This window comes from Janthinobacterium sp. J1-1, assembly GCF_030944405.1.
Taxonomy (GTDB): domain Bacteria; phylum Pseudomonadota; class Gammaproteobacteria; order Burkholderiales; family Burkholderiaceae_D; genus Janthinobacterium.
Window position 1 is genome coordinate 5,728,957 of sequence record NZ_CP132339.1, and the last position, 22,274, is coordinate 5,751,230.

General features: G+C 63.6%; 7 protein-coding genes and 1 tRNA gene. All 8 read right to left on the reverse strand.

The features are described from left to right. Window positions 1–56 precede the first annotated feature (56 nt). Window positions 57–887 (reverse strand): sulfotransferase, encoded by an 831-nt coding sequence (locus Q8L25_RS26200; RefSeq protein WP_308922175.1) that lies wholly within the window; start codon window positions 885–887, stop codon window positions 57–59. A 133-nt stretch (window positions 888–1,020) separates the two neighbouring features. Next, complete coding sequence (locus tag Q8L25_RS26205) at window positions 1,021–15,252, reverse strand: YDG domain-containing protein (RefSeq protein WP_308922176.1); 14,232 nt, start codon at window positions 15,250–15,252, stop codon at window positions 1,021–1,023. Window positions 15,253–15,287: 35 nt separating this feature from the next. Then, window positions 15,288–16,943, reverse strand: a complete 1,656-nt coding sequence (locus Q8L25_RS26210; protein ID WP_308922177.1) for a ShlB/FhaC/HecB family hemolysin secretion/activation protein — start codon at window positions 16,941–16,943, stop codon at window positions 15,288–15,290. A gap of 606 nt (window positions 16,944–17,549) precedes the next feature. Next, window positions 17,550–18,689, reverse strand: coding sequence for an AAA family ATPase (locus Q8L25_RS26215; protein WP_308922178.1), 1,140 nt, complete (start codon window positions 18,687–18,689; stop codon window positions 17,550–17,552). Continuing rightward, entirely contained in the window at window positions 18,686–19,579 is an 894-nt protein-coding gene (locus Q8L25_RS26220) for an RNA ligase family protein (protein ID WP_308922179.1), read from the reverse strand. The genes Q8L25_RS26215 and Q8L25_RS26220 overlap by 4 nt, the downstream gene beginning before the upstream one ends. A 290-nt stretch (window positions 19,580–19,869) precedes the next feature. Continuing rightward, window positions 19,870–20,739: an NAD(P)-dependent oxidoreductase gene (locus Q8L25_RS26225; RefSeq protein ID WP_308922180.1), complete on the reverse strand. Its 870-nt coding sequence runs from the start codon at window positions 20,737–20,739 to the stop codon at window positions 19,870–19,872. 78 nt (window positions 20,740–20,817) lie between these two features. Continuing rightward, window positions 20,818–21,873, reverse strand: coding sequence for a histidinol-phosphate transaminase (gene hisC, locus Q8L25_RS26230; RefSeq protein ID WP_308922181.1), 1,056 nt, complete (start codon window positions 21,871–21,873; stop codon window positions 20,818–20,820). Between the two features lie 287 nt (window positions 21,874–22,160). After that, window positions 22,161–22,250 (reverse strand) — tRNA-Ser (locus tag Q8L25_RS26235). Window positions 22,251–22,274: the final 24 nt, after the last annotated feature.

Sequence of the window (22,274 nt, forward strand, 5' to 3'; positions counted from 1 at the left end):
AATGTTTTAAATGAAAAAAAGGCGGAACTTCGGTTCCGCCTTTTTTTTGCCTGGTGTCAGCCCTTTGCGGCGACGCGCGGATAATACATCTCGTAAAACCAGCCGTAGGCGCTCTCGATCTGCTGCTGGATGCGCGGCGGTATCGCATGCGGCTGCGGCGCACGGATGCTGGCAAATTGCCGGTGCGTATATTTCATGCGGTAGTGACTGTCGCTTTCGCGCAAGCCCACGCGCAGATTGTCCGGATCGATCTGGAACGGCGCCAGACCCAGCCAGGCATACAGATGCGACATGCATTCGCCTGGCCGCGCCATCAAATCCTCGAAACGCACCACATACAGTTTTTGCTGCACCGCCAAAGGCAAGTCCAGCACCGCCTGCAGGGCGTTCAAGGGGGAGCCGATGGTGCGGTCCTTGGCGAACAGCATGTCGGCCCGGCCCAGCCGGTCATAGTCGCCCAGGTGATCGATAAAATCGAGCAGGATGGTGCGCTGGTGCTGGGCTTCGACCGAACCATACACCTGCCCCAGTTCACGCACGCAAACGATCAGCTTCGCTTCCGGCGCCAGCTGCAACAGCATTTCCACCGCGTGCAGCCAGGCGCGGTTCTTGTCGACCACGGCCAGCTTGCCGCAATCCTGGTACCAGCCCCGCAGAAAGCCTTGCATCGCCGTCTTCAGGTGGGCATAACTGGCGTCGAAAGCGGTATCGAGCTGGGACAGGAAAAACGGATCGTCGCTGATCGTGCGCCGCATGTTCTGCAGGGCACTGCATACGGGGGAACTGTTGCCTTCGCTGTGGACGTCCGGATGCTGCGCCAGCAACTGGCACATCAGGGTGGAACCCGCACGCGGCAAGCCGCTCACGCCGATAAAATTGGGGGTCATTGCATTCCTGTCAGATTGAAGATGTCCATGGGCTGATTATAGATGGCCGGCAGATGGCGGGACGGCAAAAAAAATGCCGCTTCGCATGGTTCGCGAAGCGGCACTTCAACCGGCAAGCCCGGCTAGCCCATGCTTACTGGCTTTCGATGCTGGTGCTGCCAGTCTCCACCGGCAAGCGCAGGCCCGTATCGATCACATTCAGGCGCAAGCCCGGCAAGACATTGCTGTTCACCGAGGCCGTCGTCTGCACCACCGGCGCGCTGCCCTGCTGCTGCGGCTGGCTGCCCTCCACCGCCACCTGCACCGCGTCCTCCTTGCTGGTGACGGTTTCCCCTTTCGCCACCACCTCGGCCTGCACCATATTGCCTTGCGATGGCGCCACATTGACCGCCGCGATCACGCTGGCCACCGCGCTTTGCAGCGCTTCGGTCGGATTGACCGTCAGCACGCCCGGCGTGTAGGTCAGCGCATAGTTGGTCGATGCCTGGCCGGCAGCCGACACCACATAGCTGCCCGATGGCGAGCCGGTGGTCGCCGGCGTGGTGAAGGCCAGGTTGCCGCTGACTTCGTTCGCCAGCGTGTCGCCGCCCAGCAAGCCCGTGTAGCTGGCCGTGAAGGCCGGGTTGGCGCGGCCCTGGTCTTTCTCGGCATTGTCCACTTTGACACCCAGCCCCGCCTGCGTGATGCTGGCCGTGGTGGTCGCCGTCGTGTTGACAATATAGTTGCCCGCATCCGCGCCGCCGAGCGCAATGCCGTTCACCGTCACCGTCTTGTTGGCGCCGGCGTTCTTGTCGGCAAAGCTGGCGCCGCTGTTGCTGATGGTCAGCACGTCGCCGGCGATACGGTTGTCGCCCAGGGTCACGCTGGCGTTGGTGGTCGTGTCATACACGCGCGACGCGGCGCCCGTGGCGCGCACCAGCAGGCTGGCCGGCGTGATGCTGGCCGTCAGGCCGGTCGGATTGCTGACCGTATAGTTGCTTGCCAGGCCGGTGCTGGTATCGACCAGGGTCGTGCCGGTCACCGTCACCGCCTTGGCGGTGGCCGCGTTCTTGTCGGCAAACGTCGCCGTCTGACCCGCCAGGCCCAGGCTTTCGCCCGCCACCAGGCCCGCCAGCACGCCGCCGGACAATTGCGCCGCCGTCGTGCCGTCATACACCTTGTTGGTGGCCAATTGACCGGCCACCGTCAGGGCTTTCGGCGTGATGCTGGCCGTCAGGCCGGTCGGATTGCTGACCGTATAGTTGCTGGCCAGGCCGGTACTAGTGTCGACCAGGGTCGTGCCCGTCACCGTGACGGCCTTGGCGGTGCCGGCGTTCTTGTCGGCAAACGTTGCGTTCTGGCCACCGATCACCAGGGTTTCACCAGCGACCAGGCCGCTCAAGGCGCCGCCGGACAGGCTGGCTTGCGCCGTGCCGTCATAGACCTTGTTACCGGCCAGCTGGCCCGTCACCGTCAGGGCCTTGGCCGTAATGCTGGCCGTCAGGCCGGTCGGGTTGCTGACCGTATAGTTGCTGGCCAGGCCGTTGGCGGTATCGACCAAGGTTGTGCCAGTCACCGTCACGGTCTTGCCATTGGCCGCGTTCTTGTCGCTGAAGACGGCGTTCTGGCCGCCGAAGGCCAGCGTCTCGCCCGCCACCAGGCCGCTCAGTGTGCCACCGGACAGGCTGGCTTGCGCATTGCCGTCATAGACTTTATTGCCCGCCAACTGGCCCGTCACCGTCAGGGCCTTGGCCGTGATGCTGGCCGTCAGGCCGGTCGGGTTGCTGACCGTATAGTTGCTGGCCAGGCCGGTGGCGGTGTCGACCAGGGTGGTGCCGGTGACCATTACCGCTTTGCCATTAGCCGCGTTCTTGTCGCTGAACACGGCGTTTTGACCACCAAAGCCCAGCGTTTCGCCCGCCACCAGGCCGCTCAATGCGCCGCCGGACAGGCTGGCTTGCGTATTGCCGTCATAGACTTTATTGCCCGCCAGTTGGCCGGTCACCGTCAGGGCCTTGGCCGTAATGCTGGCCGTCAGGCCGGTCGGGTTGCTGACCGTATAGTTGCTGGCCAGGCCGGTGGCGGTATCGACCAGGGTCGTGCCCGTCACAGTCACGGCCTTGGCGGTGCCGGCATTCTTGTCGGCAAACGTCACGTTCTGGCCACCGATCACCAGGGTCTCGCCAGCGACCAGGCCACTCAGGGTGCCACCGGACAATTGCGCCGCGGTATTGCCGTCGTAGACTTTATTGCCAGCCAGTTGGCCGGTCACCGTCAAGGCCTTGGCCGTAATGCTGGCCGTCAAGCCGGTCGGGTTGCTGACCGAGTAGTTCGATGCCAGGCCCGTGGAGGTATCGACCAGGGTCGTGCCGGTGACCGTCACGGTCTTGCCATTGGCCGCGTTCTTGTCGCTGAACACGGCGTTTTGACCACCAAAGCCCAGCGTTTCACCGGCAATCAGGCCGTTCAAGGCGCCGCCGGACAGGCTGGCGACCGTATTGCCGTCGTAGACTTTATTGCCCGCCAGTTGCCCCGTCACCGTCAGCGCCTTGGCCGTAATGCTGGCCGTCAGGCCAGTCGGGTTGCTGACCGAGTAGTTCGATGCCAGGCCCGTGGCGGTATCGACCAGGGTCGTGCCGGTCACCGTCACCGTCTTGCCATTGGCCGCGTTCTTGTCGCTGAAGACGGCGCTCTGGCCGCCAAAGCCCAGGGTTTCACCGGCCACCAGCCCGCTCAAGGCGCCGCCGGACAGGCTGGCTTGCGCATTGCCGTCATAGACCTTGTTGCCGGCCAACTGGCCCGTCACCGTCAAGGCCTTGGCCGTAATGCTGGCCGTCAAGCCGGTCGGGTTGCTGACCGAGTAGTTCGATGCCAGGCCCGTGGAGGTATCGACCAGGGTCGTGCCGGTGACCGTCACGGTTTTGCCATTGGCCGCGTTCTTGTCGCTGAACTCGGCAGTTTGACCTGCAATGCCTAATGTCTCACCGTCCACCAGGCCGCTCAGCGCGCCGCCGGACAGGCTGGCAACGGTATTGCCGTCATAGACCTTGTTGCCCGCCAGTTGGCCCGTCACCGTCAGCGCCTTGGCCGTAATGTCGGCCTTGGCGGTGGCCGTGGTGCTGTCGAGCGTGTAGTTACCCGCGTCCACGCCACCGAGCACGATGCCGCTGATATTGACGGTCTTGCCGGCCGCCGCGTTTTTGTCGCTGAAGGCGCCACTGGCCGAGGCATTCAAGCTGTCGCCCGTGACCAGGCCGCCGAATGTCGCGCTGCCGGTATCGAGCGCCGCAGCGGTGCCGCCATCGTAGACCTTGTTGCCTGCGGTAATACCACCGACCGTCAGCTGTTTCTGCGCGATATCGGCTTTGACGCCGGTCGCATTGCCGACCGTGTAGTTGCTGGCCAGGCCCGCCGTGGCGCCCGAGCCCGCATTGCCCAGGGTGGCGCCGCTGACCGTCACGGTCTTGCCACTGCCGGCATTCTTGTCGCCAAACACGCCGCTCTGGCCGGAGAGGCTCAGGGTTTCCGTGCCGACCAGGCCATTCAAGGTACCACCCGACAACGAGGCCGCCCGCGTGCCATCGTAGGTCTTGTTGCCTGCCGTCACGCCGCTCACCGTCAGCGCCTTGGGCGTGATGGCCGCCGTCAGGCCGGTCGGATTGTTCAGCACATAGTTGCCGGCCAGACCGCTGCCATCGTTGAGAGCAACCGTCACGGCCTTGCCGGCCGCCGCGTTCTTATCGGCAAATGCCGCCGACAAGGCCAGGGTTTCGCCGTCCACCAGGCCATTCAGGGCGCCGCCGGCCAGCGCTGCCACCGTGTTGCCGTCATAGATCTTGTCGAGCGCTGTGGCACCGCTGACCGTCACTGCTTTCTGTGCGATATCGGCTTTGACGCCGGTCGCATTGTCGACCTTGTAATTGCTGGCCAGGCCAGCCGTGGCGCCAGAACCCGCATTGCCCAAGGTAGCGCCGTTGACCGTCACATCCTTGCCGATGCCCACATTCTTGTCACTGAACACGCCACTCTGGCCGGACAGGCTCAAGGTTTCCGTGCCCACCAGGCCATTCAACACGCCACCGGTCAACGTCGCCTTGTCGTTACCGTCATAGGTCTTGTTGCCTGCCGTGACACCCGTCACCGTCAGTGCTTTCTGATCGATAGTTGCCGTCAGGCTGGTTGGATTGTTCAGCACATAGTTGCCGGCCAGCCCGCTACCGTCGTTGAGGCTCACTGTCACCGCCTTGCCGGCCGCCGCGTTCTTGTCGGCAAATGCCGCCGTCAAGGCCAGGGTTTCGCCGTCCACCAGGCCATTCAGGGCGCCGCCCGCCAGCGCTGCCACCGTGTTGCCGTCATAGGTCTTGTCGAGCGCCGTGGCACCGCTGACCGTCAGCGCTTTTTGTGCGATGTTCGCTGTCACGCCGGTCGCATTGCCGACCGTATAGTTGCTTGCCAGGCCCGCCGTGGCGCCCGAGCCTGCATCGCCCAAGGTGGCGCCGCTGACCGTCACGGTCTTGCCGATGCCGGCATTCTTGTCGCTGAAGACGCCGCTCTGGCCGGACAGGCTCAAGGTTTCCGTGCCCACCAGGCCATTCAAGGTACCACCCGACAACGAGGCCGCCAGTGTGCCATCGTAGGTCTTGTTGCCAGCCGTCACGCCACTCACCGTCAGCGCCTTGGGCGTGATGGCCGCCGTCAGGCCGGTCGGATTGTTCAGCACATAGTTGCCGGCCAGCCCGCTGCCATCGTTGAGAGCGACCGTCACGGCCTTCCCGGCCGCCGCGGCCTTGTCGGCAAATGCCGCCGACAGGGCCAGGGTTTCGCCGTCCACCAGGCCGTCCAGGGCACCGCCGGCCAGCGCTGCCGCCGTGTTGCCGTCATAGGTCTTGTCGAGCGCCGTGGCACCGCTGACCGTCAGCGCTTTTTGTGCGATGGTCGCTGTCACACCGCTCGCATTGCCGACCGTATAGTTGCTGGCCAGGCCAGCCGTGGCGCCCGTGCCCGCATTGCCCAAGGTGGCGCCGCTGACCGTCACCGTCTTGCCGATGCCCACATTCTTGTCACTGAACACGCCACTCTGGCCGGACAGGCTCAAGGTTTCCGTGCCCACCAGGCCATTCAACACGCCACCGGTCAACGTCGCCTTGTCGTTACCGTCATAGGTCTTGTTGCCTGCCGTGACACCCGTCACCGTCAGTGCTTTCTGATCGATAGTTGCCGTCAGGCTGGTTGGATTGTTCAGCACATAGTTGCCGGCCAGCCCGCTACCGTCGTTGAGGCTCACTGTCACCGCCTTGCCGGCCGCCGCGTTCTTGTCGGCAAATGCCGCCGACAGGGCCAGCGTTTCGCTGCCTACCAGGCCATTCAAGGCACCGCCGGCCAGCGCTGCCACCGTGTTGCCGTCATAGGTCTTGTCGAGCGCCGTGGCACCGCTGACCGTCAGCGCTTTCTGCGCAATATCGGCTTTGACGCCGGTCGCATTGTCGACCTTGTAATTGCTGGCCAGGCCAGCCGTCGCGCCCGAACCCGCATCGCCCAAGGTGGCGCCGCTGACCGTCACGTCCTTGTTAGTCCCCGCATTCTTGTCGCTGAAGCGGCCGCTCTGGCCGGACAAGCTCAAGGTTTCCGTGCCCACCAGGCCATTCAAGGTACCGCCAGACAAGATAGCGGTGTCGCTACCGTCATAGGTCTTGTTGCCTGCCGTGACACCCGTTATCGTCAACACTTTTTGGCTGATGCTGGCGCTCAGGCCGGCACTGCTGGCGACGATATAGTTACTGGCCAGTCCGCCATTGGTACCATCGCTCAGGGTACCGCCGGTGATACTCACGTCCTTGCCGCTGCCTGCATTCTGGTCGGCAAACTTGCCGGCCAGGCTAGCCAGGCCGACCGTTTCATCCTTGACAAAGCCAGACAGGGCACCGCCCGTAAAACTGGCGCCCACCGTACCATCATAGGTTTTGTCGAGTGCCGTTACGTTACCGACCGCCAGTTCTTTCTGCGCAATGTTGGCCTTCATATCCATCGGCACGCTGACGGAATAATTGCTGGCCAATCCGGTACCGTTGGTCAATTCCAGGGTTTGCACGCGCACGTCTTTGCCCAAGCCGGCGTTCTTGTCGGTAAATACGCCGGTCTTGCCGGTGATGGTGATGGTTTCGTCATTCACCAGACCCTGCAAGGTACCACCCGACAAGACCGCATCGAACGTTCCGTCGTACACCTTGCCGCTGGCGCTCATGCCGCTGATCGTCAGCGCTTTTTGCGTGATATTGGCTGCCACGTTGCCCGGATTACTGACCGTGTAATTACTGGCCAGGCCGTTGGCGCCATCGGCCAACTGCGCGCCGCTGACTGTCACCACGATATTATTGCCGGCATTTTGAGTGGCAAAACTGCCGCTCAGGCCCGACAGCGTCAGGCTTTCGCCCGTCACGACGCCACTCAGGCTGCCGCCACTCAGGGCAGCGGCCTTGGTGCCATCGTAGTCGCGGCTGGCCGCCGTCACGCCCGTCACCGTCAACGCTTTCGGCGTGATATTGGCCAGCAGGCCGGTCGGGTTGCTGATCGTGTAGTTGGCCGCCAGGCCGCCGTTGACGCCGTTGACCAGGGATGCGCCGGTGGCCGTCGCCGTCTTGCCGGTGCCGGCGTTCTTGTCGTCAAACGTCGCCGACAAACCGGTCACGCCGATGTTTTCCGAACCGACCAGGCCGACGACCGAGCCGCCCGCCAGGGTGGCCTTGGTGGTGCCGTCATAGACCTTGTTGATTACCGACATGCCGCTGATCGTCAGTGCCTTCGGCGTGATGGTGCCGGTGCCGGTCGCCGTGCTGCTGGCCAGCAGGTAGTTGCCCGCATCAGTGCCGCCCAGGGTCAGGAAGGAGATGGTGACCGCCTTGCCGGTGCCGGCGTTCTTGTCGCTGAACGAGGCCTTGGTGGCGCCGATCGCCAGGCTGTCACCGCTGAGCATGCCGTTGAAGGTGGCCGTGGCCGAGCCGAAGGTGACAGCGGTGCCGCCATCGTAGGCCTTGCTGTCGGCCACCACATTGGTCACCGAGCTGATGGTGGCCTGGTTGATATTGGCCGTCACGCCGGTCGGGTTGCTGACCGTGTAGTTGCTGGCCAGACCAGTGCCGTCGGCCAGCGTCGCACCACTGATGGTGACCGCCTTGGCGGTGCCGGCGTTCTTGTCCGCAAATGTACCCGACAGGCCGGACAGGCCCAGGGTTTCGCCGCCGACCAGGCCGCTCAGCGTGCCGCCGGTGACGGTGGCCTTGGTGGTGGCGTCATACACTTTATTGGCGGCCGCCACGCCGGTGACCGTCAGCGCTTTTTGCGCGATGCTGGCTGTCAGGCCCGTGACAGGGCCGACCGAGTAGTTGCTGGCCAGGCCGCCGTTGGTGCCGTTGGACAAGGTGCCGCCGGTGATGCTGACGGCCTTGCCGCTGCCGGCATTCTTGTCGGCAAACGCGCCGGTGAGGCTGGCCAGGTTGACTGTTTCACCGCCGACAAAGCCGCTGCTGTCGAGCGTGCCGCCCGTCAAACCGGCGGCGACACTGCCGTCATAGGTTTTGTCGGCCGCCAGCGCGCCGGTGACCGTCAGGGTCTTCTGCGTAATGGTGCCGGTGACGCCGGTCGGATTGCTGACCGTGTAGTTGCTGGCCAGGCCCGTGCCGTCGGCTATGCCCACGCCCGTGACCGTCACCGCCTTGCCCGTGCCCGCGTTCTTGTCGGCGTACGCGCCGGTGCCGCCGGACACCACCAGCGTTTCACCGCTGACCAGGCCGCTCAGGCTGCCACCCGACAGCGTGGCCGCCAGGGTGCCGTCATAAGCGCGCGTGGTGGCCGTCACGCCCGTCACCGTCAACGCTTTCGGCGTGATATTGGCAAGCAGGCCGGTCGGATTGCTGATCGTGTAGTTGGCCGCCAGGCCGCCGTTGACGCCGTCGACCAGGGACGCGCCGGTGGCCGTCGCGGTCTTGCCGGTGCCGGCGTTCTTGTCGTCAAACGTCGCCGACAAGCCGGTCACGCCAATGTTTTCCGAACCGACCAGGCCGACGACCGAGCCGCCCGCCAGGGTGGCCTTGGTGGTGCCGTCATAGACTTTGTTGATCACCGACATGCCGCTGATCGTCAGTGCCTTCGGCGTGATGGTGCCGGTGCCGGTCGCGGTGCTGCTGGCCAGCAGGTAGTTGCCCGCATCGGTGCCGCCCAAGGTCAGGAAGGAGATCGTGACCGCCTTGCCGGTGCCCGCGTTCTTGTCGCTGAACGAGGCCTTGGTGGCGCCGATCGCCAGGCTGTCGCCGCTGAGCATGCCGTTGAAGGTGGCCGTGGCCGAACCGAAGGTGACACTGGTGCCGCCATCGTAGGCCTTGCTGTCGGCCACCACATTGGTCACCGAGGAAATCGTGGCCTGGTTGATATTGGCCGTCACGCCGGTCGGGTTGCTGACTGTGTAGTTGCTGGCCAGACCAGTGCCGTCGGCCAGGGTCGCGCCGCTGATGGTGACCGCCTTGGCGGTGCCGGCGTTCTTGTTGACAAACGTACCGCTCAAGCCGGACAGGCCCAGGGTTTCGCCGCCGACCAGGCCGCTCAGGGTGCCGCCGGTGACGGTAGCCTTGGTGGTGGCGTCATACACCTTGTTGGCGGCCACCAGGCCGCTGACCGTCAAGGCCTTGGGCGTGATGTCGCCCGTCACGCCGGTCGGATTGCTGACCGAATAATTGCTGGCCAGGCCAGTGCCATCGACCAGCGTGGTGCCGGTGACCGTCACGGCCTTGCCGGTGCCGGCGTTCTGGTTGGCAAACGTGCCGGTCAGGCCGGATACGCTCAGGCTTTCGCCGCCCACCAGGCCGTTCAGGGTGCCGGCCGTCAGGCTGGCCTTGGTATTGCCGTCATACACCTTGGCGCTGGCCAGCACGCCGCTCAGCGTCAGCGCCTTGGGCGTGATGCTGGCAAGCAGGCCCGTCACGGCGCCCACCGTATAGTTGCTGGCCAGGCCAGTGCCGTCGGACAGCGCGCCGCCGGTGACCGTCACGGTCTTGCCGCTCCCCACATTCTTGTCGCCGAATACGCCGGAGAGGCTGGACAGGCCCAGCGTTTCCGAGCCGACCATGCCGCTCAAGGTGCCGCCGCTCAAGACTGCCGCCAGGCCGCCATCATAGACCTTGTCGGCCGCCGTCACGCCGCCCACCGTCAGCGCTTTTTGCGTGATATTGCCGGTCACGCCGGTGGCATTGCTGACCGTATAGTTGCTGGCCAGGCCGCTGCCATCGGACAGCGTGGCGCCGCTGACCGTCACGGCCTTGCCATTGCCCGCATTCCTGTCAATGAACACGCCCGTCTGGCCGGACAGGCCCAGCGTTTCGCCGCCGACCAGGCCGTTCAACGTGCCGCCCGACACCGTCGCGCTTGTGTTGCCGTCATAGGTTTTGCTGCCAACGGTGACGCCGGTGACCGTCAGCGCTTTTTGCGTGATATCGGCCGACAGGCCCGTGATGCTGCCGACCGTATAGTTGCTGGCCAGGCCGCCGTTGCTGCCGTCGCTCAAGGTGCCGCCGGTGACCGTCACGGCCTTGCCGGTGCCGGCGTTCTTGTCGCTGAAACTGCCGGACAGCGCCCCCAGGTTGATCGTTTCCGAACCGACCATGCCACTCAGGGCGCCGCCGCTGATGGTGGCGGCCGTGTTGCCGTCGTAGGCCTTGTTGCCGGCCGTCGCGCCGGTCACCGTCAAGGCTTTGGGAGTGATGCTGGCCGTCACGCCAAAATTGGCAACCGTATAGTTCGATGCCAGGCCGCCAAAGTTGCCGTTGCTCAGGGTCGTGGAGACCGTGACGGTCTTGCCATTGGCGACGTTCTTGTCGGAAAATTCACCGCTGTTGACCGCGGTCAGCGTTTCCTTGTCGACCAGGCCACTGAGGGTGCCGCCGCCGACGATGGCGCTTGTGAGGCCGTCATAGACTTTATCACCCGCCGTCACACCGCCCACGGTCAGGACCTTGGGCGTGACCGTGCCCGTGATGTCGGTCGGTGCGGCGAGCGTGTAATTGCTGGCCAGGCCGGTGTCGTTGCCCAGCGCGCCCAGCGTGACGGTCACCGCCTTGCCGGTGCCGGCATTCGCGTTGTCGTAGGTACCGCTGGACGTGCCGAGCGTCAGCGTTTCGCTGCCGACCAGGCCGTTCAATGTGCCGCCCGTCAGGACGGCCTGCCGGCTGGCATTGTATTGCCGGTCGGTGGCGGTCATGCCGGAGAGGGAAAGCTCCTTCGGCGTGATCGTGCCGGTCAGGCCTGCTCCGCTGGCCGTGATCGTGTAATTGCCGCCGGCGGTGCCGCTGCTAACCAAGGTCACGGTCTTGCCGGTGCCGGCGTTACTGGTGTCAAAGTTGCCGCCGGTGGCCGTGACTTTGCCTTTATCCACCGTCAGGATGCCGCTCAGTATGCCACCCTGGATAGTGGCCGTGGTGGTGCCGTCATACACGCGATCCTGAACCAGCCCGCCGTTCAGCGTCGCGGCCAGCTTGTTGATGGTCAGCGTCGCGGCGCTGCTGTTGATGGCGTAGCCGCGCTGGCCCGAATACAGGCCGCCGGCCGTAATGGCGTAAGTGCCGGCGTTGACGGCGCTGCCCGCGGCGCCATAGTTCAGGGTACCCTGCAGCGCCGCATAGGCAACCGAGTTTGAACTGGTCACGCCCGGCGCCGTCCAGCCGGTGGTGGTGGCGTTATAGGTTTTGCTGGCGTTCGCGGCAAACGTCACCTGCAGCGGCGTCATGAAGGCGCGCAGCAAGGGATAGGTATTGGTGTCGTAGACGATCCACGTGCTGGTCAGATCCCAGCCCGCGCCGGTGTAGACGGACAGCAATTTCATTTGCGCGGTGCTCAAGCCGGTGCCGATGCCGCTGGCATTGGCGTTGGTCGCCAGGTTGCTGGTGGTGGTATCCCAGAAATTGCCGCTGGCGGTGCCGTTGTTGGAGCCCGTCACACCACCCAGGGTAATGCCGCCGGTGACAGTGCCGCTGGCATAGTTGTTGGTCAGCGTGCCGTTGTTCGTGCCGACCAGGCCGCCGAGAGTGCCGGTGCCGGTGACGGCGCCGCTGGCGTAGCTGTTGGTGACGGTACCTCCCGTGAGGTTCGAGCCGACCAGGCCGCCGACCTGGGTGCCGCCCGTCACGCTGGCGGTGCTGTAGCTGCCGCTGACGCGACCCAGATTGCTGCCGACCAGGGCGCCGGTGGCATCCATGCCGGTAATGCTGCCGCCTTCCAGGCCGACATTGCGCACGATCGCGGTGCTGGACGTGGCGCCGAACAGGCCGGCGGAATTCGTGCCGGGACGGTTGATGACCAGGCCGGAAATGACATGGCCGGTGCCGTCGAAGGTGCCGGTAAACGGGGTGCCGGTGCTGGCGCCGACCGGTACAAAGGTGGCGCCGTTCCACACATCGCCGGTGGTGCCGGTGCTGGCGGCGTTGATATCCTGCTTCAGCGTGTAGTTGCCGGCCAGGTTCATCGCCATCAGCTGCAACTGGTGCGAGGAGTAGATATTGGTGCTGTACTCGGCCGACAGCATCGGCCAGGTGGCGCCGGTCTTGTTGCCCGCGCCGTTGAGCGTGCCGTCGGTATTGACCATCACCCAGTTGTTGCCGGTTGCGCCAGCCTTGGTCGTGAAATTGAAGCCCTCGAAATTCGATCCGGTCTGCATTTCTGACGACGTCAGTCCCCTGGTCACCGAGACTGTCCCGCCGATGGTATTGGTGCCGACCTCCGCGATGGCCGGATTCACGGTCGTATTGTAAAAGCCGTTGGCGAGCGTACCCGTAGTCGCGCTGATCAAGCCGACCACGCCGCCCATCGTGCCGGTGGCGCCAGATTTCAGGCTCACTGTGCCGGACGAATACACCCTGGCGACATTGCCCGCTACGCCGAGCAAGCCGACCACCCCGCCCACCCCGCTATTGGTGCCCACCGTCGAGCCGCTGGCGCCTATCACTGCGCCGGTCGCGTAACTGTCGGAGAGCACGCCCTTGTTGGCGCCGATCAGGCCACCGGTGGCGGTGTTGGCCGAAGAGGCGACACCCAGGCCCTGGGCGGTGACGGTACCGGTGGAATAACTGTTGCTGGTCACGGAAGCGGCGAACCCGCTACCGTTGGTATACGTCTGCGACACCAGCCCCCCCACAAAGGCGCCGCCGGAGACGGCGCCGGTATTGTAGCTGTTGGTAATGACGCCGCCGGCCCGATTGTGGACCACCAGTCCACCGACATCGTTTCTGCCTGTTATCACGCCGGAATTGAAACTGTTGCTGATACTGCCCTTGTTGTTGCCGACCAGCCCGCCTGTTGCGATCAGGCCGGTTACGCTGCCGCTGTTATAACTGTTGGTGATATTGCTGGTGGCTTCGGCCTCGCCCACCAGGCCACCCAGCCAGCCACCCGTATTGGTTCCGGTCCGGGACACCGCGGCATTATTGTAGCTGTCGGTGATGGTGCCTTGATTGAGTGCCACCAGGCCACCGGTATGTGTCCTGTCGATGCCCGATACCGTGCCGCTGCCGACAAACGCGTTGCTGATGATGCCGCTATTGATACCCACCAGGGCCGCCGTCTGGCCATACAAGCCGCTGGCGATATTGCCGGTAATGGCAACGTTCGCCAAGCCGATGTTGCGCACGCTGGCCGTGGAGCTGGTCGCGCCGAACAGCGCGGCAATGCCGCTGGCCGTGGTATTGGTAATGCTCAGACCATGGATGGTATGGCCCAGGCCGTCGAACTGGCCGGTGAATGGCGTGGCGGCGGAGCCGATCGGCGCAAAGCCGTTGGCGCCCCAGATTCCCGTGTTCGCCGTGATGCTGGCATCGATATTCGCGCCCAGCACGATATTTTCGCCGAGTACGTTACGCAAGCCTTGCAGATCGGTGCCGGTCATGCTGCCGGCGGCGCCCAGGCTGTTGACCACCGTATACACCGTCGTCGCGCCATCGATGCCCAGCAAGGTGCTGAAGTTCTTGCCGGACGGCAGGTCAATCTCGGCCTTGACGTTATAGGTCGCCAGGTTGCCGGCAGCCGGCGCGCTCTGGCCATAGCGCAGCGCCAGGGTGGCCGTGCCCGAACCGCGCAGCGGCGCATTGATATTGATATTGTTGTGCGCCGTCAGCTTGAGCTGGTTGGCCGACCACAAAATCGTGTCGTTGACGTTGATATTGCCCAGGCCTGCGCCACTGGCGACCGTCTGGATATGCACGTCGGTAGTCTTCAGCGCATTCGTGTAGAACGCGCCGGTCTGGTCGCCGCCGGAAGCGGCAATCGTGAAGTCGGTCGGATCGATCAGCCAGGTGCCGGTCAAGCCCTTGCCTGCCACGGCCGAGGTGGTGATCTTCAGCGCATCGGCCATCTTGACCTTGGCGGCCGAGGTTTCGATAAAGCCGCCATTGCCGCCCGTCGGCGCGCTGGCGTCCAGCGTGCCGGACGCGTTCACCGTGCCGGTCTGCATATCGCCCAGCAGCTTGATGGTGCCGCTGCGCGTATCGATGGTGTGCGCCTCGATCACGCCGGTATTGTTGACCACGGTTTTCAGCAGGTCGCCGGCGGCCTGGGCCGTGAGCAGCACGCTGCCGCCATCGGCCTGGATCAGGCCGCCATTTTGCACCAGCGCGCCCACCGCCCCCTGGTCCACCGCCACGTTCAGCAAACCATCGCCGGCCACGTCCAGCGTGATGGCGCGGCCCGCCGCCAGCGCCACCGAACCGAGGCGCGCATTGATCGTGCCCTCATTCGACACATTCGCGCCCAGCAAGGCGACATAGCCGCCCGGCGCGCTGATGCTGCCCTGGTTCAATACCTTGCCCGTGCCGTTGCCGGAAAACTTATAGCTGCCCGCCATGAAGTCGGCGTTATTGATATCGAGCATGGAGGCCACCAAGCCGGCCGTATTGACGGACGCACCCTGGCCGAACAGGATGCCGTTCGGGTTGACGATAAACACCTTGCCGTTGGCCGACAGGTTGCCCAGAATCGTGGTGCCATCATTGCCCAGCACCCGGTTCAAGGCCACCGCATGGCTGTTCGGCTGCACGAACTGTACCGACTCGCCCTGGTTGATATTGAAGTTGGCCCAGTTGATCACCGCATTCTGGCTGCCCTGCTTGATCACCGTCGAGCCCGGCGCGCCGGTAATGTTCGCCTGGCCCGCCACCACCGTGCCGCCCGTCGGCCCCGCCAGCGCCAGACTGCCGTAGCCCAGCATCAGCGCCGCCGCCATGCTGGTCAAGGCCAAATGCGCGCCGCCGCCGGCACTGCCGGGCATCGAGCGCTTCCCGGCCGATTTGACGTTTTCGGAAACAGCTGCGTAGGCACCGGTGGCCTGGTTCCAGATGGAGCGGTAGATGCGATTCATGGCGGGTCCTGAAGTGTGAACGTGTCGATGTTAGATCAGAAATACTTGACTGCTTGCAACCAGAAGCGGCCGGCGGAATCCGGTGCGGAGGTCGCCTTGGCATTGCCCAGCTTGTGCGCGTAATACCCCTTGACGATCAGCGCATTGGCGCCGGTCCAGGAGACGCCGACGCCGGCGCCGCTCAAGGTGCGGCGGTTTTCGCCCGCGCTCCAGGCATGGCGGTTGAGCTTGACCGTGCCCGTATCGGCAAAGCCGACCAGTTGCAGCTGGCCGGCCACGGCGGTGAAGGCCGGCAGGTTTTGCCGCAGTTCCAGGTTCAGCACATAACCCTGGTCGCCATATGCCTCGCCGCCCGGATAGGCGCGCACGCCGCCGACGCCGCCCAGGCCCATTTTTTCCGAGGCGTCGAGGTTTTTCGACGCCGTTTGCGCGTTGACGATGCCGAAGAAGCTGGTCTCGCCACCCAGGCTTTGCAGGCGCGAGGCGGTCAGGCCCAGCTTGTGGAAGCTGCCGTGGGTGTCCACCGTCAGCATGTCGATCAGGCGCGCCACCGGCGTTTCGATGTCGATCTTGCCGGTGGTATAGGTCAGCGAATAATTGCTGATGCCGCCGCCACCGAAAGCATCCTTGCTGTCGCCATTCAGATTGAACAGCCAGATCTTGGCTTTCTTGTCATTCACGCTGCCGGTCGATTCGGTCTTGTCCTGCAAATCCTTGCTGTCGTAGTTCACTTGCGCGTACAGGCTACCGGCGCGCGCGCGGATCAAGGGGTAGCTGCCATACACGCTGGCAATTTTTGCCGTGCCCTTCGCTTCCAGCACGGCAAATTCCTTGCCCAGTTTGTAGTCCATATGGGTGTAGGCCGTGCCCAGGCGCAGCAGGCCGGCCTGGGCCTGGTAGGCGGCGCGCACATAGTTCAGGCCGTCGGTCGAGGTAAACGCGCGCACGGTGGCGACGTCGCCGATGCCGGCCAGCTCATTGATATTGACGGTGGCGCCGATGCGGTTGCGGCCCGTGTAGCGGTTGCCCTGGTTGTCGACATCGACGCTGCCGTTGAAGCGCGCGCCGGGCTGCACGTCGACGATCAGGTCGGAAGCGCCCAAGGAGGCGCCCGGCGCCAGGGTCGAGCTGACCTGCACGCCCGGCAGGTCCGACAGCAGCAGCAAACGGCGTTCCAGCGGCGCGGTGGCGACCACTTCGCCATCGAGGCCCGCCAGGATATTGCCGGCCAGGCCGTCGGACAGATTGCTCTTGTTACGCAGCTGCACTTGGCCGTACTGGCCCGGCATCACGGTGATCTGCACCACGCCATCCTTGATGTCCTGCGCCGGCAAGTAGGCCTGGGCCAGGAAGTAGCCGCGCGTCTGGTAATAGCTGGCAATCTTGCTGGCCAGGCCGCGCAGTTCCGTCAGGGTCAGCTCGCTGCCCGGCACGAAGCCGCTGGCGGCGACCAGCTCGCTTTCCGCGAATACCGGCGGCGCGGCGATCTGCAGGCGCTCTACCTTGATGCGGGTGCTGTCGCCGACGATGGCGGCCGGCACATCGCCGCGCTGCACGCGGATGGCGGGCGCCGCTTTCGGCAACTGGGGCGCGACAGGAATTTGTTGCAGCTGGCTGCCGGCGGTCGGTTGCTGGGCGTAGGCGCCCTGGATCAGCAGCAGCAAGGTCAGGGGTAGAAGTTTGGAGCGCAAAAGTATCCTCTCGATCACATAAGCACAATAAGCGGCACGGCAACAATGTTGCCATATAATAATTTAATAGTTTCTATATTTTAACATTGCTCATTTAAAACTTGATTATCTTTATTTGCTTCAAGCCAAGATTTTTATAAATGAATTATTCTCTACTACGCGATATCTGGTGCAGTTAGCTTACACATTTTCCCTACAGAATTAATCTCAGATAATCACCGCCACGCCTCGCGCAGCGCCACACAGTGGCCATCTGACGCTTACAGCATCTGAAAAGCCAGCCTTGAAATTTCCATAAGGAAACAATAAAACATTGTTTTATATTATCCAATATGTGTTCACCATTAATTTCCAGCATATTAAAAATTTTAATTAAATCATTATTTAACAATTACACCGATAACCCGGCAGTAAAAGACACAATTACCGCGCCTTGCAAGCAAAAGCTTGCTAATCCGGCCATGGCCGGCAAAACCGTTGCCGGCACAAGCAGCAAGTCAATCGCCGTTCAGGCTCGGCTTTACCGGCAAGAAAAACGTCGCTGAATAATTTCAGAAAACCCTGAAATTGTTGCTCCCTTACAACACCAACGCGCTCGACATGGCGTCAAGCCACGTCATGGCGGACCAGGTGTGCCTCCTGCGGCAGTGGAATTTCCCAGTTCCACAACATCGTTTGCAGCTTCTTGTTACTCAAGGAGGTATCGCGCTGGCCATTGCGGCGCAGCAGTTCCTTGCGCGATTGCTCCAGGTACACCAGCTCAACCTGCGCATGGTATTTGTAGAGCAGATTGAGCGTTTTTTCGCGCATCAGCGCCGACAAATGGGTCGCGTTCCACACAAAGGGCAGGCCCTTGCGCAGCAGTTCACGCGCGCGCTCTTCCGCATAATCGCCCACCTGCCCTTCGTTCTTGCCATGGCGCAGGCCCAGCGCCTGGCGCGCATCGTCGAACGACACCACCGGCAGTTGCGGATGGTGTTTCGCCACCCAGGTATTCTTGCCCGACGCCGGCAGGCCCGACATGACGATCACCCGCGAGCCCGGCTGCTGGAACAAGGGATAGTCGGGATGCGCCTCGGCGCCGCGAAAATACCTGACGCGCGTATGATCGTCGACAAAGGCGCGCGGCCGGTCGTAACAGCCCTCCTCGCGCGCCAGTTCGCGAAACAGTTCGATCGCGTCCAGCATGCGCTGCGGATCGGGACAGATGCGGCCGCGGATATCGGCCTCGGCCAGCATGGCGAGCAGGCCGATATCGACCTGCCACGACAGTTCGCGCACGGTAAATTCGGGCGTCACGCCACGACGCGAGGTCTCCAGCGCAAAAAACGGCACCTGATGCACCTGGATCAGGCGGCAGATGGCTTCGCGCGCGGCAAACGGCACCGCGTAATCCCATAGCGCGATGCGGGCGTCGAGCGCCCCCTTGCGCGAGTGGCCGGGCTGGCCGATGGCGCCCGAGACAGGATCGATCACGGTGGTGCTGCACTTGGCCACGTCGTGCAGCAGCGCGGCCAGGAAGACGATTTCCTGCTGCGCGCGCGCGGCTTGCGCATAGGCAGGCATGGCCAGCAGCGCCTCGATGACCATCATGGTATGCGTCCAGACGTCGCCTTCGGCGTGATACACCGGATGTTGCGGCGTGGTCTTGGCCAGTTCCAGTTGTGGAAAGGCGGCCAGGCAGGCGGCGAAATCGGGCTGCCTCCCTGGCAGCGGCGCCAGTTGGCGCAGGGTGTTCCAGTTCATCGGGTACTCCTTTTCTTTGTCAGTGCGGCCAGCTCGTCGAGCGAATGGCAGGTGCGCAGGCCCAGGCTTTCCCAGGTAAGCAGCGCTTGCGGCGCATACAGATCGACGCCGGGTGCCAGCTGGTTCGGGATCAAGGGCCGCGTGGCATGGTGCGAGCCGCTGTCGAGGATGGTTTGCGTAAAATCGGGCCGCACCAGCTTGTAGCGCGCCAGCACCTTGTCATCGTCTTCGACTTTCAGGTACAGGCCTTCGGCCAGGTCGGATTTGTCGGTCTGCCGCCAGCACAGGTCCAGTGGCAGCCTTTCACGCGCCACCACGGTCTCGAAGGCCCCGCGCCACAGCGTCGACTTGGCCAGCGAATGGCGCAGCAACTGCCACAGCTGCTGCGGCTTGGCCGGCATGGCGCCCGCGTACAGCACCGGCACGGACAGTACGGGCGATCCCGCCAGCAGCGCATGCCGGCGCGCCGTCGACAAAAATGTCTGGGTGCGGCGGCAATACATGTCGAATTCGTTGAAGTAATGCGGCAGGCAATCGTAGAACACGGAATGCTTGCTGTAGGCCCATTCGCCGAACAGCACGTACCGGTCTTCCAGCAGCGCCAGCAAGGCGTGTTCATGGGCATGCGCCCACGGTTTCAACAGGTTGAACTGGCGCTCGCTGCCGCCGCCCATCAGGTAGTGGCCGCGCGACTGCAGCAGCACCTCGCCGGCCTCGCTGAACGAAACGGCGGCGTTGGCGCCATCGATTTTTTCTTCGATAACGACGTAACGATTGGCCAGCCGCTTGAGAGGCATTTGATCGGAAGCATCGTCGCCGGGCTGCAGGCGCGAGCCTTCCAGGTGCGGCGTGCGCGGGTATTTGAATAACGGTAAAGATTGCAGGTACATGGCGTCACACGCCGCGTTCACCGGGGCGTGTCCTTTGCAGGGTCAGGGGTGCTGACGACGGGGTCGGGCGTGGACTATTTTCAGCGCACAAAGTGTCGCGGCAATCGGGAGCGTCAACGCGCCGGCCGATACCGCACAGGGCAGTTCGTCAGCGTTAGCAGGTGATGGCGAATTGGCGAGGCACTTTTGGCTCCAATGAGGAAGATGTTTGGGAAAGAAGCTGCAATATAACGGCAGTGCCGCTGTATTGCAAGCTTTAGGATTGCAAGCAGCTGAGGGAAAGCGTGTCCCTACTTCTTGCCCAGGCGCGTGATCAGGCTGGAGGTGTCGTAACGGTTGCCGCCGGCCTGCTGCACTTCGCCATAGAACTGGTCGGTCAGCGTGGTGACAGGCAGCTCGCTGCCGTTGCGCTGCGCTTCGGCCAGGCAGATGCCCAGGTCCTTGCGCATCAGGTCGACGGCAAAGCCGAAGTCGAACTTGCGCTCGATCATGGTCTTGCCGCGGTTTTCCATCTGCCACGATTGCGCCGCGCCCTTGGAAATCACGTCCACCACCAGCGCCGCGTCCAAGCCCGCATTCTCGGCAAAGGCGATGCCTTCGCTGAGCGCCTGCACCAGGCCGGCGATGCAGATCTGGTTGACCATCTTGGTCAGCTGGCCCGAGCCCGATGGCCCCATGTAGGTCACGGCGCGCGCGAACAGCGCGATCACGGCTTCGGCCCGCGCATACGCTTCCGCATCGCCACCGGCCATCACCGTCAGCTTGCCGTTTTCGGCGCCTGCCTGGCCGCCCGAGACGGGCGCGTCGAGGAAGAACACGCCCCGCTCTTGCGCCGCAGCATGGATGGTGCGGGCCGCTTCGGCCGAGGCCGTTGTATGGTCGACCAGGATGCTGCCCGGCGCCATGCCGGACAGCAAGCCGCCCTCTTCCAGGATCACCTGGTACAGATCGTTGTCGTTGCCGATGCAGGTGAAGACGAACTCGGCGCCAGCAGCCGCCGCGGCCGGCGTGGCGGCGCTGCTGCCCCGGTGCTGTTCCAGCCAGGCTTGCGCGCGTGCCGGATTGCGGTTGTAGACAGTCACCTCATGCCCGCCCGCCGCCAGATGGCCCGCCATGGGAAAACCCATCACGCCCAGTCCGATAAATGCCACTTTTGCCATTTGTCCGTCCCCTTGTTATCGATTGTTATGGATGAAAGAATCCGCCGATTGTGGCACAACTTCGGCTTGTTGAAGCCGTCACACCAGCGACCGCAAGCCCTCCACCAGCGCCGCGCATTCCTGCGGATTGCCGATGCTGATGCGCAAATACTGGCTGATGCGCGGCGCATTGAAATGGCGCACGATCACCGAGCGCGCACGCAGGCCGGCCGCCAGCTGTGCCGCGTCATGCTGCGGATGGCGCGCAAACACGAAGTTGGCCACCGATGGCAGCACCTCGAAACCGAGCTGCGTCAGCTGCGCCGTCAGCTGCGTGCGGCTGGCGATCACCGCCTGCCGCGTCTGCTGGAAATACGCTTCGTCGCGGAACGAGGCAACGGCGCCGGCCAGCGCCAGGCGATCGAGCGGATAGGAATTGAAGCTGTTCTTGACCCGTTCCAGCGCTTCGATCAGGTCAGGGTGGCCGATGGCAAAACCGACGCGCAGGCCGGCCAGCGAACGCGATTTCGACAGCGTTTGTACCACCAGCAGATTCGGATACTGCTTCACCAGCGTGATGGCGCTCTCGCCGCCGAAATCGACATACGCTTCATCGACCACCACCACTGCCTCGGGATGCGCGCGCAGCATCGCTTCCACGCCGGCCAGCGGCAGGTCGACGCCGGTCGGCGCATTCGGGTTCGGGAAGATGATGGCGCCGCACGGGCCCGTGTAATCGTCCGGGCGGATGCGCATCGCATCGTCGAGCGGCACGGTGCGGTAGTCGATGCCGTACAGCTTGCAATACACAGGATAAAAACTGTAGCTGATGTCCGGAAACAGCAGCGGCGCGTCGTGCTTGAGCAGAGCCATGAACGCCAGCGCCAGCACTTCGTCGGAGCCATTGCCGACAAATACTTCGGCGCTGCTCACGCCATGGTAATCGGCCAGCGTCTGTTTCAGTTCGCTGGCGCTGGGGTCCGGGTACAGGCGAAGGGCGTCGTTGGCCGCTTCCTTCAAGGCGGCGAGTACCTGTGGCGACGGGCCGTACGGGTTTTCATTGGTGTTCAGTTTGATCAGGCCTGGCAGTTTAGGCTGCTCGCCGGGGACGTAAGGGGTCAGCTGGGTGACGATGGAACTCCAGAATTGGCTCATTGCTTGTGCTTGTGGTGTGGGTCAGGGATGGGAAGGGGAAACTGATGGTAGATTACCATAGTGCGTAGGTCGGATTGGCGCACAGCGCGTAATCCGACATGCTGAATGAAACCGCCTTGCGCTGCGCGCTTTGGGCGGGTTTTGAAACCTTCAATGGGCGATTCGGAGAGGACTGGGCGAATACGCCCAGCCCTTCGAATCCCACACGCACGCCCCATTGGGGGCGTGCTCCTCTCCACCGCCACAAATAAAAAAAGCTCCCTTGCGGGAGCTTCTTTTATTTGTTCTGGCGGAGAGGGTGGGATTCGAACCCACGGTACGATTTAACGTACGCTTGATTTCGAGTCAAGTACATTCGACCACTCTGCCACCTCTCCAGGTACTGCTTTGCTGTTGCGGCC